The sequence below is a fragment of the Ramlibacter sp. PS3R-8 genome, assembly GCF_037572435.1.
Taxonomy (GTDB): Bacteria; Pseudomonadota; Gammaproteobacteria; order Burkholderiales; family Burkholderiaceae_C; genus Ramlibacter.
In genome coordinates this window covers 64,480-79,981 of sequence record NZ_JBBHGT010000004.1, presented here as the reverse complement: position 1 = coordinate 79,981, position 15,502 = coordinate 64,480, and the positions used below count along the sequence as shown (strand labels likewise).

18 protein-coding genes are annotated in these 15,502 nt (G+C 67.9%); 9 read left to right on the top strand and 9 right to left on the bottom strand.

Features of this window, described 5'->3' with window-relative positions:
* Nucleotides 1-124 precede the first annotated feature (124 nt).
* The 6 genes from argB (at nt 125) to WG902_RS15220 (ending at nt 5,230) form a co-directional block, all read left to right on the top strand.
* Nucleotides 125-1,015, top strand: a complete 891-nt coding sequence (argB, locus tag WG902_RS15245) for an acetylglutamate kinase (protein WP_340060987.1) — start codon at nt 125-127, stop codon at nt 1,013-1,015.
* A 1-nt stretch (nt 1,016) separates the two neighbouring features.
* A complete protein-coding gene (locus WG902_RS15240) occupies nt 1,017-1,718 on the top strand; it encodes a response regulator transcription factor (protein ID WP_340060986.1) in 702 nt (233 codons plus the stop codon).
* Between the two features lie 50 nt (nt 1,719-1,768).
* Entirely contained in the window at nt 1,769-3,136 is a 1,368-nt protein-coding gene (locus WG902_RS15235; protein WP_340061289.1) for a sensor histidine kinase, read from the top strand.
* A gap of 97 nt (nt 3,137-3,233) precedes the next feature.
* Entirely contained in the window at nt 3,234-3,866 is a 633-nt protein-coding gene (gene slmA / locus WG902_RS15230; protein ID WP_340061288.1) for a nucleoid occlusion factor SlmA, read from the top strand.
* A gap of 130 nt (nt 3,867-3,996) precedes the next feature.
* A complete protein-coding gene (pdeM, locus tag WG902_RS15225; RefSeq protein ID WP_340060985.1) occupies nt 3,997-4,683 on the top strand; it encodes a ligase-associated DNA damage response endonuclease PdeM in 687 nt (228 codons plus the stop codon).
* A gap of 100 nt (nt 4,684-4,783) precedes the next feature.
* Nucleotides 4,784-5,230 (top strand): hypothetical protein, encoded by a 447-nt coding sequence (locus WG902_RS15220; RefSeq protein ID WP_340060984.1) that lies wholly within the window; start codon nt 4,784-4,786, stop codon nt 5,228-5,230.
* Between the two features lie 60 nt (nt 5,231-5,290).
* Here the strand turns inward: WG902_RS15220 and WG902_RS15215 are convergent, their stop codons facing one another.
* The 6 genes from WG902_RS15215 to WG902_RS15190 form a co-directional block, all read right to left on the bottom strand.
* Nucleotides 5,291-6,349, bottom strand: a complete 1,059-nt coding sequence (locus WG902_RS15215; protein WP_340060983.1) for a malate/lactate/ureidoglycolate dehydrogenase — start codon at nt 6,347-6,349, stop codon at nt 5,291-5,293.
* Nucleotides 6,350-6,505: 156 nt separating this feature from the next.
* Nucleotides 6,506-8,032: a UxaA family hydrolase gene (locus WG902_RS15210; RefSeq protein ID WP_340060982.1), complete on the bottom strand. Its 1,527-nt coding sequence runs from the start codon at nt 8,030-8,032 to the stop codon at nt 6,506-6,508.
* Nucleotides 8,033-8,039: 7 nt separating this feature from the next.
* A complete protein-coding gene (locus WG902_RS15205; protein WP_340060981.1) occupies nt 8,040-9,434 on the bottom strand; it encodes a TRAP transporter large permease in 1,395 nt (464 codons plus the stop codon).
* A 20-nt stretch (nt 9,435-9,454) separates the two neighbouring features.
* Nucleotides 9,455-10,018 (bottom strand): TRAP transporter small permease, encoded by a 564-nt coding sequence (locus tag WG902_RS15200; protein WP_340061287.1) that lies wholly within the window; start codon nt 10,016-10,018, stop codon nt 9,455-9,457.
* A gap of 68 nt (nt 10,019-10,086) precedes the next feature.
* Nucleotides 10,087-11,064: a sialic acid TRAP transporter substrate-binding protein SiaP gene (locus tag WG902_RS15195; RefSeq protein ID WP_340060980.1), complete on the bottom strand. Its 978-nt coding sequence runs from the start codon at nt 11,062-11,064 to the stop codon at nt 10,087-10,089.
* A gap of 28 nt (nt 11,065-11,092) precedes the next feature.
* Nucleotides 11,093-11,824 carry a FadR/GntR family transcriptional regulator gene (locus tag WG902_RS15190; protein ID WP_340060979.1) on the bottom strand — a complete coding sequence of 244 codons (732 nt, stop codon included), beginning with the start codon at nt 11,822-11,824 and terminating at the stop codon, nt 11,093-11,095.
* A 115-nt stretch (nt 11,825-11,939) separates the two neighbouring features.
* On the opposite strand from WG902_RS15190, the gene WG902_RS15185 reads away from it, so the two are divergent.
* The 3 genes from WG902_RS15185 to WG902_RS15175 are packed head-to-tail and all read left to right on the top strand — an operon-like array spanning nt 11,940 to nt 14,302.
* Nucleotides 11,940-12,686 carry an SDR family oxidoreductase gene (locus WG902_RS15185; protein WP_340060978.1) on the top strand — a complete coding sequence of 249 codons (747 nt, stop codon included), beginning with the start codon at nt 11,940-11,942 and terminating at the stop codon, nt 12,684-12,686.
* On the top strand, nt 12,683-13,429 hold the full coding sequence (locus WG902_RS15180) for an SDR family NAD(P)-dependent oxidoreductase (RefSeq protein WP_340060977.1): 747 nt from the start codon (nt 12,683-12,685) through the stop codon (nt 13,427-13,429). Before WG902_RS15185 ends, WG902_RS15180 begins: the two co-directional genes overlap by 4 nt.
* Before the next feature lie 21 nt (nt 13,430-13,450).
* Nucleotides 13,451-14,302, top strand: coding sequence for a fumarylacetoacetate hydrolase family protein (locus WG902_RS15175; RefSeq protein WP_340060976.1), 852 nt, complete (start codon nt 13,451-13,453; stop codon nt 14,300-14,302).
* A 51-nt stretch (nt 14,303-14,353) separates the two neighbouring features.
* On the opposite strand, the gene WG902_RS15170 is transcribed toward WG902_RS15175, so the two are convergent.
* The 3 genes from WG902_RS15170 to WG902_RS15160 all read right to left on the bottom strand — a co-directional run bounded on the left by WG902_RS15170 (nt 14,354) and on the right by WG902_RS15160 (nt 15,461).
* Entirely contained in the window at nt 14,354-14,671 is a 318-nt protein-coding gene (locus WG902_RS15170) for a hypothetical protein (RefSeq protein WP_340060975.1), read from the bottom strand.
* A gap of 71 nt (nt 14,672-14,742) precedes the next feature.
* Complete coding sequence (locus WG902_RS15165; RefSeq protein WP_340060974.1) at nt 14,743-15,162, bottom strand: PACE efflux transporter; 420 nt, start codon at nt 15,160-15,162, stop codon at nt 14,743-14,745.
* A gap of 23 nt (nt 15,163-15,185) precedes the next feature.
* A complete protein-coding gene (locus tag WG902_RS15160; protein ID WP_340060973.1) occupies nt 15,186-15,461 on the bottom strand; it encodes a hypothetical protein in 276 nt (91 codons plus the stop codon).
* Nucleotides 15,462-15,502 lie beyond the last annotated feature (41 nt).

The following is a 15,502-nucleotide window of genomic DNA, read 5'->3' as shown; positions in this document are numbered from 1 at the left end:
GGCCTACAAGGATGATCGTAGGCCGGGGTGAGCGCGCAGCCGAACCCCGGTGACCGGTGCGGCTCTTCCATCGGGCCCCCCACCCGCAATACGGCAAAATCGCGAAAACCCCCAGAACCCGCCCATGACCGACGTCACCCATATCGCCCCGCGCGACAAGGCAGAGATCCTCGCCCAGGCGCTGCCTTACATCCGCAAGTTCCACGGCAAGACCATGGTGATCAAGTACGGCGGCAACGCCATGACCGATCCCGAGCTGCAGGCGGACTTTGCCGAAGACGTGGTCTTGCTCAAGCTGGTCGGCATCAACCCGGTGGTGGTGCACGGCGGCGGCCCGCAGATCGAGCAGGCCCTTCACCGCCTGGGCAAGAAGGGCGAATTCATCCAGGGCATGCGGGTGACCGACGCCGAGACGATGGAAGTCGTGGAATGGGTCCTGGCCGGCGAGGTGCAGCAGGACATCGTCGGCTTCATCCACAAGGCCGGCGGCCAGGCCGTGGGCTTGACCGGGCGCGACGGCGGCCTGATCCGCGCGCGCAAGCTGAAGATGATCGACGCCAAGGACCCGAGCAAGGAACACGACGTCGGCCAGGTGGGCGACATCGTCGAGATCAACCCCGGCGTGGTGCGCGCGCTGCTGGAAGACAACTTCATTCCCGTCATCAGCCCCATCGGCTTCGGCGACGAGAACGAGAGCTACAACATCAACGCCGACGTGGTGGCGAGCAAGCTGGCCGAGGTGCTGAAGGCCGAGAAGCTGGTGCTGCTGACCAATACGCCGGGCGTGCTGGACAAGACCGGCAAGCTGCTGACGGAACTGACGTCCAGGGAGATCGACGCGCTGTTCGCGGACGGCACCATCTCCGGCGGCATGCTGCCGAAGATCAGCGGCGCCCTCGATGCGGCCAAGGCCGGCGTGAACGCGGTGCACATCATCGACGGCCGCGTGCCGCACGTGATGCTGCTCGAGATCCTCACCGACCAGGCCTACGGAACGATGATCCGTTCCAGCTGACATGCGCCTGCTCCTGGTTGAAGACGACGTGATGGTTGCCAGCGGCATCAAGCTGGGGCTGTCCGATGCCGGCTATGCGGTCGACTGGGTCGGTAGCGGCGAGCGCGCGGAGGAAGTGCTGCGCACGGAGGTGTTCGACGCCGCGATCATCGACATCGGCCTGCCCAACATGGACGGACTGGAGCTGACGCGGCGCCTGCGGCGCCCGGAGATGGCCAGCCAGAACATGCCGGTGCTGATCCTCACCGCACGCGACGCGCTGCACGACCGCGTGCAGGGGCTGGACCTGGGCGCCGACGACTACATGGTCAAGCCCTTCGAGCTGCCCGAGCTGCTGGCGCGCCTGCGCGCGCTGCTGCGGCGGTCGCAGGCGGCGACATCCGCGGTGCTGTCCTTCGGCCCCATCGAGCTCGACACGGCGAACCGCCGCGCCAGCGCGCAACGCAGCGGCCAGTCGGTTCCCATCGAACTCGGCCCGCGCGAGTGGACGGTGATGGAGTACCTGCTGATCAACGCGCCCAAGCCTGCGAGCAAGGACAAGCTGCTGCAGGCCCTGACCGGGTGGGACAAGGAGATCACGCCCAACGCCGTGGAGGTGTACATCTCGCGCCTGCGCGGCAAGCTGGAGCCGCACGGCGTGGCGCTGCGCTCGATCCGCGGCTTCGGCTATCGCCTCGAGCTGCGGCCGACCGACGCCGAGTGAAGCTGTCCTTCCTGCCGCGGGCGCGCGTCCGCCCCAGCGGCGTGCTGGGCATGACGTCCGGCCTGCGCCGGCGGCTGGTGGTGATGCTGATCGTGCCGCTCGTCCTGCTGGCCATCCTGAACGCCTGGCTGGACTACCGCTCCGCGGGCAACGTGGCCCTGCAGCAGGACCAGCGGCTGCTGGCGCTGGTGCCGCTGGTGGCGGACTCCGTCATCGGCGAGATGGACGACCGCCCGCTGCTGCTGGTGGCCCCGCCGGTGGAGGAGTTCCTGAAGGAGCGGCCCGGCTCCGCCGGCTACGCCGTCCTCGACGTCGACGGGAAGGTGCTCGCGGGCGATGACTGGCTCGCCGGCCTGCCGCCCACCGACGCCGCACCCGAGGTGCATAGCGAGGAATACGCGGGCGCCACCTGGCGCATCGTGCGGCAGCGGCAGCAGACGGTGCTGGGCGAAGTGGTCATCGCGGTCGGCGACGGCTCCGATCCGCGCCAGCAGTGGGCCAGCTCCATCGCCTACAAGGTGCTGTTGCCCAACTTCGTGCTGATCGCGCTCGCCGCCTTCGCCGTCGGCTGGGCGGTGGAGCGCGCGTTGAAACCGCTGCTCGCCTTGAAGGAGGCGGTCGAGCGGCGCTCGCCGCGCGACCTGAGCGCCATCGACACCGGGTCGTCGCCGGAGGAAGTTCGGCCGCTGGTGGATTCGCTCAATCGCCTGTTCGGCCTGGTGAATGCGCAGGCTGAAAGCCAGCGGCGCTTCGTCGCCGATGCTGCGCACCAGTTGCGCACGCCGCTGGCGGGCCTGCAGGCGCAGGTGGAAGCCTGGGCGCAGGCGGCGAGCGCGAGCCCGGCGCAGGAGACGCTGGCGCTGCCGACCGAGCAGGTCCTGAAGTTGCGCAACGCCACCCGCCGCACCTCGCAACTGGCCAACCAGTTGCTCGCGCTGTCCCGCGCCGACGCGCGCGGCATGCATTCGCAGCCGGTGCAGCAGATCGACCTGAAGGCGCTGTGCGAAGACTGCCTGGAGCGGCATCTCGACGCGGCGACGGCGCGTGGCATCGACCTGGGGCTGGACGCGGAGCCGGCGCAGGTGATGGGCCACGAGTGGCTGCTGCGCGAGTTGCTGGCCAACCTGGTGGACAACGCCATCAAGTACAGCCACGAGGGCGGCAGCGTCACCATCCGCTGCGGCCGGCGCGACGATTTCGCCGTGCTGGAAGTCGAGGACGACGGGCCTGGCGTAGCGCCGGCGGAACTGCCGCGGATCCTGGAGCGCTTCTATCGGGTGCAGGGCACCCTGGGCGAAGGCAACGGCCTGGGCCTCGCCATCGCAGAAGAAATCGCGCGTGTCCACCACAGCCACCTGCAATTGCAGCCGGGCGCCAGCGGACGTGGCTTGAAAGTCACACTGGTCTTCCCGGGGTGAGCAGTTACTGGCGCCGGACGGCCCTTTGGCGCGGATGGGCTGCCGGAAAGCCACGGCTGGGTATGCGAGAATGAATCGCACCGCTGACCTGCAACACATGACGCACGCCGAGCTCGATTCCCCCGAACCCACTCCAGGCAGCGACAGCCCCGCGGCGGTGCGCAAGCGGCCCAAGCCCGGCGAGCGGCGCGTGCAGATCCTGCAGGCGCTGGCGACGATGCTGGAACAGCCGGGCGCCGAGCGCATCACCACCGCCGCCCTGGCCGCGCGGCTGGAAGTCAGCGAGGCGGCGCTGTACCGCCACTTCGCCAGCAAGGCGCAGATGTTCGAAGGCCTCATCGAGTTCATCGAACAGAGCGTCTTCACCCTCATCAACCAGATCGCCGAGCGCGAGACCGCCGGCGCCTCGCAGGCCGGACGCATCGTCGCGATGCTGATCCAGTTTGCCGAGAAGAACCCGGGCATGACGCGCGTGATGGTCGGCGACGCCCTCGTCTTCGAGAACGAGCGCCTGCAGCAGCGCATGAACCAGTTCTTCGACAAGGTGGAGGCATCGCTCAAGCAGTGCCTGCGCGCCAGCACGGACGCTGCCGCGCCCACCGTCGATGCGCAGGTGCGGGCGTCGGTGTTGACGGCCTTCATCGTCGGGCGCCTGCAGCGCTTTGCGCGCTCGGGGTTCAAGCGCATGCCGTCGGAGCACCTGGACGCTTCGCTCGCCCGGATGCTTTGACGCCTGGTTGTCGGGGTGCGCATGCGCGCAACCCGACCTACGGGATCGGCCCGTCACGTCCCCCATGCCGTAGGCCGGGTTGCGCGGACGCGCACCCCGGCGTCCGGCACGTCGCCGACAATCCCCCTCCATGCTCCGTATCCGCCTCGCCGGCGAGGATGCGCTCCTGCATCCGAGCGGCACCCTTTACCTCTCCGCCCACTCCACGCTGCTGGTCGCCGACGCGCACTTCGGCAAGGCGGTGAGCTTTCGCAAGCTCGGCGTGCCGGTGCCGCGCGGCACCACCAGCGAGACGATCGCCAGGCTCGAGCGTGCGATCGCCGACACCAGCGCACGGCGCGTGGTGTTCCTCGGGGACTTCCTGCACTCGGTCCGTTCGCACGCGGCCGGGACGCTGGGCGTGCTGCACGATTGGCGGGAACGGCATCCGGAGCTGGAATTGACGCTCGTGCGCGGCAACCACGACGACCGCGCCGGCGATCCGCCGCAGAGCCTGCACTTCGACGTGGTCGATGAGCCCCTGATGCTCGGCCCGTTCGCGCTGTGCCACCACCCCAGGCCCCTGCCCGGCACCTATGTGCTGGCCGGCCACTGGCATCCGTGCATCAGCGTGGCCGGGCGGGCCTTCGAGCGCTTGCGCCTGCCGTGCTTCTGGATGGGCGACGACAGCGGCCAGCTGCCGCGCCAGGCCGTCGGCATCCTGCCCGCGTTCGGCAGCTTCACCGGGATGCACCGCATCGAGCCCAGGGCCGGCGACCGCATCTTCCCCGTAGCGGGCGAGGTGGTGCGTGCGCTGCCGCCGCTGCCTGTGCCGTAATCGCGGCGTCGGGCATGACTGACAGGCGCCGTCAGCCCATGCTGGCGGCAGCGGCCGGGCTGGCGTCATCGAATGGCGCTACCCAATCAAGGAGCTATCCATGAACTTCAAGCACATCGGCCTGGCCGTGGCGCTCGCTGCCAGCGTTTCGGTCCCCGCCTTCGCGCAAGGCAGTGGCGGTGCCGGCAGCAGCGGAGGTGCCGGCGCGGCAGGCAACCCGGCCCCTGCGAGCAACAGCGTCAACGTGAACCCGAACACCGGCTCGCAAGCGCCGGTGGGCGCGAGCGGCAACGTGTCGTCGGGCACCGGCGTGCCCGTCACTTCCGGCACCGGCATCGCGGTTGCACCGTCCACGCCCCTGGCCCCCGCCGCGTCGCCGCGCATCATCCCCGGCAGCGCGGTCGTTCCGCACCACACCACCACCGTGATGGGCGGCCCCGCGCCGGGCATCACGTCCAGCACCACGACCATCACCTACAGCTGGGTGAACGTGCCGGCCGACGCCTCCTCGCGCGGTGACTTCCAGCGCTGGAACTCGCTCAAATAAGGTGTTCCCCCTCTCCCCCCGGGAGAGGGCCGGGGAGAGGGCCGGGGTGAGGACGAGGGCCTACCCGACCCGCACCCCCACCTTCGCCCCCGCCGCCACGACCTCGCCCCAGGTCGTATCGTCCAGCACGATGCCACCGGTCTCCCGGTCCCGGCGCGCGCGGCGCTCCGGCTCGCCGGCAAGCAGGACGCCGTCGGTGCCGGGCGCGGGCGGGCTCTGCTTGAGCCACTCCACGAAGGCGAGTGCTTCGCTCGCAAAGCCGTCCTGCGTGCCGAGCTTGCGCGGATCGACGAGCACGGTGAACATGCCGTTGATCACGGCACGCAGGTTGTCGGCGGGGCGATGCCAGGTGCCGCTGCCGGTCAGCGCGCCACCGAGAAGTTCGCAGGCCACGGCCATGCCGTAGCCCTTGTGCTCGCCGAACGCGAGCAGCGCGCCGAACATGCCGCCCGGCTGCGGCACGACGACCACGCCGGGGTTGGTGGTGGGGTGGCCCGTCTCGTCGATCAGGTAGCCCGGCTCCACCTGCCGGCCCTCGTTGTGCGCCACGCGCATCTTCCCTTGCGCGACGCGGCTGGTGGCGAAGTCCAGGATGAAGGGCGGCCTGCCCGCGATCGGCACGCCGACGCAGAACGGGTTGGTGCCGTAGCGGCCGTCGCCGCCGCCGAACGGCGCAACCACGGGCCGCGACTGCACGTTGACGAAATGGATGGAGACCAGGCCACGCTCCACCGCCATTTCGGCGAAGTGGCCGATGCGCCCGAGGTGGTGCGCGTTGGCCAGCGCCAGGATGCAACTGCCGCTTTCCTGCGCGCGCTGCATGCCGAGCGCCATCGCCTGCTCGCCGACCACCTGACCGTAACCGCGGCGGCCGTCCAGCGCCAGCAGGCTGCCGGCGTCCAGCTTCACCTCGATGGCGGTGTTCGGCTTCAACCCGCCTTCGAGGACGGCTTCGATGTAGCGCGGCACCATGCCGACGCCGTGGGAATCGTGGCCGCTCAGGTTGGCAAGCACCAGGTTGTCGGCGACGGTCTTCGCCTCCTGCGCCGAACTGCCGGCGGCCTGGATGATGTTCGAGACGGTGGCGCGCAGTTGTGCGGCGGGAAAAGTCTTGCTCATGGCGCTAAGAAAAAGAGAATAAACATCCGGACGCAGAAGACGCAGAAGCTACGCACGCGGAAGACGCAAAAAATTCAAGGTTTCTTTTGCGTCTTCTGCGCAACTTCTGCGTCTTCTGCGTCCGGTTGTCCGGTTGTCCGGTTGTCCGGATCCAGACTACATGACAGCCCCGACCTGCCAGGGAACGAACTCGTTCTGGCCATAGCCATGCTGTTCGCTCTTGCTGTGCTCGCCGGATGCCGTGGCCAGCACCAGGCGGAAGATGCGCTCGCCCATCTCCTGGATCGAGGCCTTGCCGTCGATGATCTCGCCGCAGTTGATGTCCATGTCCTCTTCCTGCCGCGTCCACAGCGCCGTGTTGGTGGCGATCTTCAGCGAGGGCGAGGGCGCGCAGCCGTATGCGGAACCGCGGCCGGTGGTGAAGCAGATCATGTTGGCGCCGCCGGCCACCTGGCCCGTGGCGCTGACCGGGTCGTAGCCGGGCGTGTCCATGTAGACGAAGCCGTGCGCGCTGACCGGCTCCGCGTATTCGTACACCGCCTCCAGGTTGGTGGTGCCGCCCTTGGCCACGGCGCCCAGCGACTTTTCCAGGATGGTGGTCAGCCCGCCGGCCTTGTTGCCGGGCGACGGGTTGTTGTTCATCTCGCCTTCGTTGACCTTGGTGTAGTGCTCCCACCAGCGGATGCGCTCGATCAGCTTCTCGCCCACCTCGCGCTTGACCGCGCGGCGCGTGAGCAAATGCTCGGCGCCGTAGATCTCCGGCGTTTCCGACAGGATCGCGGTGCCGCCGTGCGCCACCAGCAGGTCCACCGCGGCGCCGAGCGCCGGGTTGGCGCTGATGCCCGAGTAGCCGTCGGAGCCGCCGCACTGCAGGCCGATGGTGATGTGCGCGGCGCTGCACGGCTCGCGCCTGGCGCGATTGGCCGCCGGCAGCATCTGCTTGACCAGCGCCACGCCTTTTTCGACCGTCTTGCGGGTGCCGCCGGTGTCCTGGATGTTGAACACCTGCAGCGTGTCGCCTTCGCGCAGGCTGCTGTGGGCCAGCCAGGCGTTGATCTGGTTGGCCTCGCAGCCCAGGCCCACCACGATCACGGCGGCGAAGTTGGGGTGCGTGGCATAGCCCGCGAGCGTGCGCTCCAGGATCTGCATGCCCATGCCTTCGGTGTCCATGCCGCAGCCGGTGCCGTGGGTGAGCGCCACGACGCCGTCCACGTTGGGGAAGGGCTCCAGCGCCTGCGGATTGGTCAGGCGCGAGAACTGGTCGGCGATCGCGCGGGCCGCCGTGGCGGAGCAGTTCACGCTGGACAGCACGCCGATGTAGTTGCGCGTGGCCACGCGGCCGTCGGCCCGCTTGATGCCCATGAAGGTGGCTTCGCGGCGCGGCGCTTGCGGCTTGACGTCGGCCCCGAAGGCATAGTCCCGTTCGAAGGCGCCGCCGTCGGGACCCATGTCCAGGTTGTGCGTGTGCACGTGCTCGCCGGCCGCGATGGGCTTGCTGGCGAAGCCGATGATCTGGTTGTAGCGCCGCACCGGCTGGCCGACCGCGATGTCGCGCATGGCAACCTTGTGGCCCGGCGGGATCAGGCCGCGCGCGGTGACGTTCTCGATGGCAGCGCCGCCGACGAGTTGCGTGCGCGCGATGAGCACGTCGTCGGCGGGATGAAGGCGGATGAAAGGGGTCATGGTGACTTCAGTAAAACATCTTCGGCAACCACATCACGGCCTGCGGCACGTACGTGATGAACACCAGCGACGCCAGCAGCGGGATCAGCCAGGGCAGGATCGCCATGGTGGTTCTCTCCACCGACAGCTTGGCCACCCGCGCCAGCACGAACAGCACCATGCCCATCGGAGGGTGCAACAGCCCGATCATGAGGTTGAGCACCATCACCAGCCCGAAGTGCACGAGGTCGATGCCCAGCTGCTGGCAGATCGGCACCAGGATCGGCACCAGGATCGTGATGGCGGCGGTCGGCTCCAGGAAGCATCCCACGAACAGCATCAGCACGTTGGCCAGCAGCAGGAAAACCCACGGCTCGCGGGTGAATCCGAGCACCCACGTGGAGATCGCCGCGGTGACGCCGGTCGCCGTCAGCATCCAGCCGAAGATGCTGGCCGCCGCGACGATGAACAGCACGGTGGACGTGGTCTCGACGGTCTCGAGGCACACCTTCACGAACCTCTTCCATGACAAGGTGCGGTACCACGCGAAGCCGAGGATCATTGCCCACAGGCAGGCCGCGATGGCGCCCTCGGTGGGCGTGAACACGCCCGTCGTCATGCCGCCGATCAGCAGCACCGGCGTCATGATCGGCAGCACGGCCTGGAACTTGAACACCCGGTCCGCCGCGAACAGCAGGATGCCGCACAGCAGCACCGTCAATTGCGCATTGAAGCCCAGCTGCGTGACGAGCGCCCAGACCACCACCGGCCAGCCGATCACCACCAGGGTCTCCATGATCGCCTTGAGCACGCGTGGCCATTCGAACTTGACGTCGCCGCCCCAGTTGTTCTTGTGCGCGAAGTACGCCACGGTCAGCATCATCAGGAACGCCATGATGGCGCCCGGCAGGATGCCGGCCAGGAACAGCGCGCCGACGCTCACGTTGGCCATCATCCCGTAGATCACGAAGGGCAGGCTCGGCGGGATGATCGGCCCCAGGGTCGCGGACGCGGCTGTCACGCCGACGGCGAACTCCGTCTCGTAGCCGTGGTCCTTCATCGCCTTGATCTCGATCGTGCCCAGGCCTGCCGCGTCGGCGATCGCCGTGCCGCTCATGCCCGCGAACACCACCGAGCCCACCACGTTGACGTGGCCCAGGCCGCCCTTGAGCCATCCCACCAGCGCGAGCGCATAGTTGTAGATGCGGTTGGTGATGCCGGCGTTGTTCATCAGGTTGCCGGCCAGGATGAAGAAGGGCACGGCCAGCAGGGGGAAGCTGTCGATGCCGCTGACCATGCGGTGGATCACCACGAACGGCGGCAGGTTGCCGGTGTACAGGATGTAGATCAGCGAGGAACCCGCCATCGCCACCGCGACCGGGATGCCGCCGCTCATGAGGAGCAGGAAGAGGATCTTGAGCATGTCGTGTGTTCTTCCGGACCCTAGTCGTCGGTCATTTCGGTCATCGGGCGCTCGAGCACGGTGTAGCCGCGCTGCCAGTGCCGCCGCGCCACCATCACGGAGCGGACGGTCATCATCGCGAAGCCCACGCCGCACACGCCGTACACCCAGTTCATGGGCAGGTCGACCATGGTCATGCGCGAGTTGGTGCCCAGCTTCATCATCATCAGGATGGTCAGCACCACGGCGGCGGCAAAGAAGGCCGTGCGCATGATGTCGACGACCGTGGCCAGCACGCGCGCGAGGCGTGGCGACATGAAGCGGTAGAAGAAGTCCACCTGGATGTGGCTGTTCTTGGCCACCCCGATGGTGGCGCCGGTGAAGACCACGGCAATGAGCAGGTAGCGCGCGATCTCCTCCGTCCAGGCGGCGGAGTCGTTCAGCACGTAGCGCGTGAAGAACTGGTAGAACACCACCGCCCCGAGGATCCAGAAGAAGCCGAGGGCGAGCCACGCCTCGTGCGGCGTGCCGGACAGGTCCACCGCTTCGTCCTGCGCGTGGAACTCGCCGTCGTCCCCCATCACCTGGGGCATGTCGTCGATCATCGAGCGCTCGGACGAAGCGGGGACCAGCCCCGCCCCAGCCGCCGCCTCGCCGGTGCGGGCGGCCTGCATCACTTGAGGCCGACGACGCGGTCCCAGTCCTTCTTGTCCAGCTTCATGGATTCGAAGGTGATGGCCTTCAGCACGCGCTGCTGGAAGTCGTTGCGATCGACGGTCACGACGTTGATGCCCTTCTTCTTGAACTCGTCGACCAGCTCGCCTTCACGCTTGCGGATGTCGTTGGTCGCCTTCTCGGCGGCTTCCTGCGTCACCTCGAACAGGATCTTCTGTTCGGCCGGGCTCAGCTTGGACAGCGTGCTCGGCGACACCACGGTCAGCAGCGAGTCGGCGATGTGGCCGGTGAGGATGATGTTCTTCTGCACTTCGTAGAACTTCTTGGCCTCGATGGTGGGCAGCGGATTTTCCTGCGCGTCGACGGTGCCGTTCTGCAGCGCGAGGTAGACCTCGGCGAAGGCGATCGGCGTCGGGTTGGCGCCGCAGGCGCGCGGCAGCGCGGTGTAGGCCGGCGCGTCGGGCACGCGCATCTTCAGGCCTTTCATCTGGTCGCAGTTGGTGAACAGCTTGTTCGACGTAGCATGGCGCGCGCCGTAGTAGGTGAGGGCGGTCACGGTGTTGCCCGTGGCCTTCTTGTAGCCCTCGGTCAGCTCCTTGAAGACGTCCGACTTGGAGTACTTGATCACATGGTCGGCGTCGCGGAACGTGAACGGGTAGTAGCTGACGGCCAGGCGCGGGAACGAGGTGGCCGCGAAAGAGGCGCCGGTCAGGATGATGTCCACCGTGCCCAGCTGCAGGCCCTGGTTGATCTCGCTTTCCTTGCCCAGGCTGGACGCCGGGAACACCTGGATCTCGTACTTGCCGTTGGTACGCTTCTTGAACTCGTCGCCCGCCCACACCGACCACTTGTGGTACGGCTCGGACGTCTCGTAGACGTGCGCCCACTTCAGCTTGGTCTGCGCGAAGGCCGGCGCCGCAGCGGCGGATGCCAGCGCGCAGGCCGCGATCAGTTTCAGGGTCAGGCGTTTGCTCATCGATGTCTCCTAGTGGTTTGCTCTGGCGTCAGGAATGGTTGGCGCGGCGCCAGCTCGCGCTGTATCGGTTGGTGGCTTTCTTCAGGTGCTGCTGCATCGCGTCGCGCGCGGCCTGCGCATCGCGCGCGCGGATCGCGTCGAGCACGGCCGCGTGCTCGACGACCGCGGCGCTCCAGGAGGCCGGGTTCTCGAAGTAGTCGCCCAGGCGCGCGAAGATGGGGCCGTGGCGGGCGTTCCAGTAGCTGCGCACGGTGTCGCTCAGCACCTCGTTGCCGCAAGCCTGTGCGATGGCGGTGTGGAAGGCCTCGTCCCCGGCGCGCGGTTCCACGCCGGCCGCGGCGTCCTCGCGCATGCGTTCGAGCGCGCCGGCCATGGTGGCGATGTGCGCCTTGCGCGCGTGGCGCGCGGCCAGCGCCGCCACTTCGCCTTCGACCAGCTCGCGCGCGCGCATCAGTTCCAGCGGGCCCCAGTCGGCGCTGTCGCCATTGCCGTTGGTGCCGCGCGATGCGCCGTGCCCATGGCGCTGCTGCGTCGGCTGCACGTAGATGCCCGAGCCGGTGCGCACCTCGACCCAGCCTTCGACTTCCAGCGCGATGAGCGCCTCGCGCACCGAGGGCCGGCTCACGCCCAGCTGTTTCGCCAGGTCCCGCTCGGCCGGCAGCCGGGTGCCCGCGTCGAACTCCCCCGCACTGATCAGGCCACGCAGCTGCTCCGCGATCTGGCGGTACAGGCGGCTGGATTCGACGGCTTGGAGGGGCATGCTCGGAGAGGCTAGGGTCGGTACTGATTGGCCAAGTGGTCAGGCCAATTACTATCGGGGTCGGCCAGGGGCGACGCATCGGGGTGTTCCCCTAGCCCTCGGCAAAGGAGCCACCGTGCGACTGAAAAACAGAACCGCCCTCGTCACCGCGGCCGGCCAGGGCATGGGCCGGGCCTGCGCGTTGGCGCTGGCCGCCGAAGGGGCCCAGGTCTGGGCCACCGACGTCAACCCGAAATTGCTGGACAGCTATGAAGGCGTGCAGGGAATCCGCTGCGTGCAGCTCGACGTGCTGGACAAGCAGGCGATCACCAAGGTGATCCAGTCGATGCCGGCCATCGACATCCTGTTCAACTGCGCCGGCTTCGTGCACGGCGGCACCGTGCTGCAGGCGACGGACGAGGAATGGAACTTCGCGCTCAACCTGAACGTGCGCGCCCAGTTCTGGGCGATCCAGGCCGCGTTGCCCCGCATGCTGGAAAACGACGACGGCCTCGGCCGCGGCAGCATCATCAACATGGCCAGCGTGTGCAGCAGCATCAAGGGCTTGCCCAACCGCTTCATCTACGGCACCAGCAAGGCGGCCGTGATCGGCCTGACCAAGAGCGTGGCCGCGGATTACGTGACCCACGGCATTCGCTGCAATGCAATCTGCCCCGGCACGGTGGACACGCCGTCGCTGCACGACCGCATCAATGCGAACCCGGATCCGGTGGCGGCGCGCAAGGCCTTCATCGCCCGGCAGCCGATGGGACGATTGGCAAAGGCGGAGGAGATCGCCCCGCTGGTGGTTTTTCTGGCCAGTGACGAGTCGCTGTTCGTCACCGGCCAGGCTTATGCTGCGGACGGAGGCATGACGATATGAACCAACTCGACTTCAAGGGCCGCCATGCGGTCGTCACCGGCGGCGCCGCCGGCCTGGGCTTCGCCATCGCGCAGCGCCTGCTGGCCTCGGGAGGGCGCGTGACCGTATGGGACCGCGACGAAGCGGCCGCATCGAAGGCAGCGCGCGAGCTCGGCGCCGGCGCGGGATTCGTCGTGGTGGACGTGGCCAGCGAAACGTCGGTGCGCGAAGCCGTGAAGGCGACCCTGCAGCGCGAAAAACGCATCGATGCGCTGGTCAACAGCGCCGGCATCACGGGCCCCAACGCCAAGGTCTGGGACTATCCGGTCGACGCCTGGCGCCAGGTGATGGAGGTCAACCTCACGGGCCTGTTCATCTGCTGCCGCGAGGTGGTGCCGGCGATGCGCGAGGCCAACTACGGCCGCATCGTCAACATCGCTTCCGTCGCCGGCAAGGACGGCAATCCGAACGCCAGCGCCTATAGTGCCAGCAAGGCCGGCGTGATGGCGCTGACCAAGTCGCTCGGCAAGGAGCTGGCCGACACGGGCGTCCGCGTGAACTGCGTGACCCCGGCGGCGGTGAAGACCGGCATGTTCGACCAGATGTCGCAGCAGCACATCGACTTCATGCTGTCGAAGATCCCGATGGGGCGCTTCGGCATGCCCGAGGAAATCGCGGCGATGGTCAGCTGGCTGTGCACGGAGGATTGCTCGTTCTCCACCGGCGCGGTATTCGATTTGTCGGGTGGCCGTGCCACCTATTGAAGAAGAAGAGGAAATGCAACGATGAAACTGGTTCGTTATGGCAACCCTGGCCGCGAGAAGCCCGGCCTGATCGACGACGACGGCAAACTGCGTGACCTGAGCAGCGTGGTGCCGGACATCGGCCCCGAGCAGCTCGGTCAAGCGGCACTGGCGAAGATCCGCAAGGCCAACCCTGCCAAGCTGCCGCTGGTGCGCGGCACGCCGCGCTTCGGCTGCCCGCTGGCGCACGTTCCCAAGTTCATCGCCATCGGCCTGAATTATTCGGACCATGCGGCTGAATCGAACATGCCGATCCCGGCCGAGCCGATCGTCTTCATGAAGGCGACCAGCTGCATCCAGGGCCCCAACGATCCGGTGATGCTGCCGCGCGGCTCGGTCAAGAGCGACTGGGAAGTGGAACTGGGCATCGTCATCGGCACGCGCGCCCGCTACGTGGCCCTGAACAAGGCGCTGACGTACGTGGCCGGCTACACGGTGGTCAACGACGTCAGCGAGCGCGAGTTCCAGCTGGAACGCGGCTCGCAGTGGGACAAGGGCAAGGGCTGCGACACCTTCGGCCCCATCGGCCCCTGGCTGGTGACCACCGACGAGATCCCGAACGTGCAGCGCCTGGGCATGTGGCTGGACGTCAATGGCGAGCGCATGCAGACCGGCAACACCCGCACCATGATCTTCAACTGCGCCAAGATCGTGAGCTATTGCAGCCAGTTCATGACGCTGGAGCCGGGCGATGTCATCACCACCGGCACGCCCCCGGGCGTCGGCCTCGGCATGAAGCCGCCGAAGTACCTGAAGAAGGGCGACGTGATGACGCTGGGCATCGACGGCCTGGGCGAGCAGCGGCAGGTGGTGGTGCCGTTCAAGGCTTCGTAGCTCCTCATCCCCGTAGGCCGGGTTGCCGAAGGCACCCCGGCGCTTCGACGGCTACGGCCGATAGGGACCGGTACGGCCCCGATACTCGGACTCCGCTGCGTCCCGGCGATCCCACACGCTGCCCGACGGTTCCGCCGGCTTCGGTGCAGTCTGGAGAATGATGGCCGGCGCCGGCGCCACCGCCGGCAGTGGATCGATGTGGCGCGGCCCGGCATCCAGGATGTTCGGCCGCACATCGACGGCACTGGCGCCATGGCAGGGCCTGTCCGTGTAGACGCTCGTGCTGCCGCAGCGATACACCTGGGCCCCTGCGCCCGATGAAGCGCACACGAGGAGAGCCGCGGAGAGGGTGAGCAGGCCGTGCCGCATGCGCAAATCCTACTCCAGCAACGGCGTCAGCGGGGGGCTTCGAGGTGCCGGGGTGCCTTCGGCAACCCGGCCTACGCTGCAGACTCCGGCAAGCCGAACACCCGATCGAACGCCCACGTGAACGCGATCGCGTAGACGAAGAAGAAAACCAGCAATCCCAGGTTCGCCAGGAACGCGTCGAAGAAGGATATTTCCAGCCACCAGGCCATGACGGGCACCAGCAGGATCACGAGCCCGCCCTCGAAGCCGATGCCGTGCGCCAGGCGCCTGGCGAACGAACGGCCGCGCACGGACTGGCGCGCTTCCCAGCGCTCGAAGATCGCGTTGAACACGTAGTTCCAGGCCAGCGCGATGCTCGAGAGCACGAACGCGAGTCCCAGGGTGGACGCGGCTGGCTTGTCGAAGGCGACGCTCAGGACGGGGCCGACGAAGGCGATGGCGAAGGTTTCATACAGGATGGCCTGGAGGACGCGTCGGGTTCTGGGACTCATGAGGACAGCAGTGTCGACGCCCGCTACAACAGCGGTGCGCCCTTCTCCTTCTCGCCGGAAATCAGGAAGGCCTCCATGCCCTGCACGATGCCGCCCATGCAGTGGCCCGGCAGCCCGGGAAAGCGGCCGTCGACGGTCAGTGTCTGCAGGCTCTCCGAAATGGCGAGGATGAGCCTGCGGTCGGTGCCGCCCGTGTTCAGCGTGCCGGCCAGCGCGAAACCGACGGCGAGACCGCACGCATCGAGGGCGTCCCTCAGCATCTGGTAAGTGACCGGTGTCTCGCCGCTGAACTCGCTCATCACGCGTCTCCCCCGCAAAAGCGCCAAGCGTAGCGCAGTCC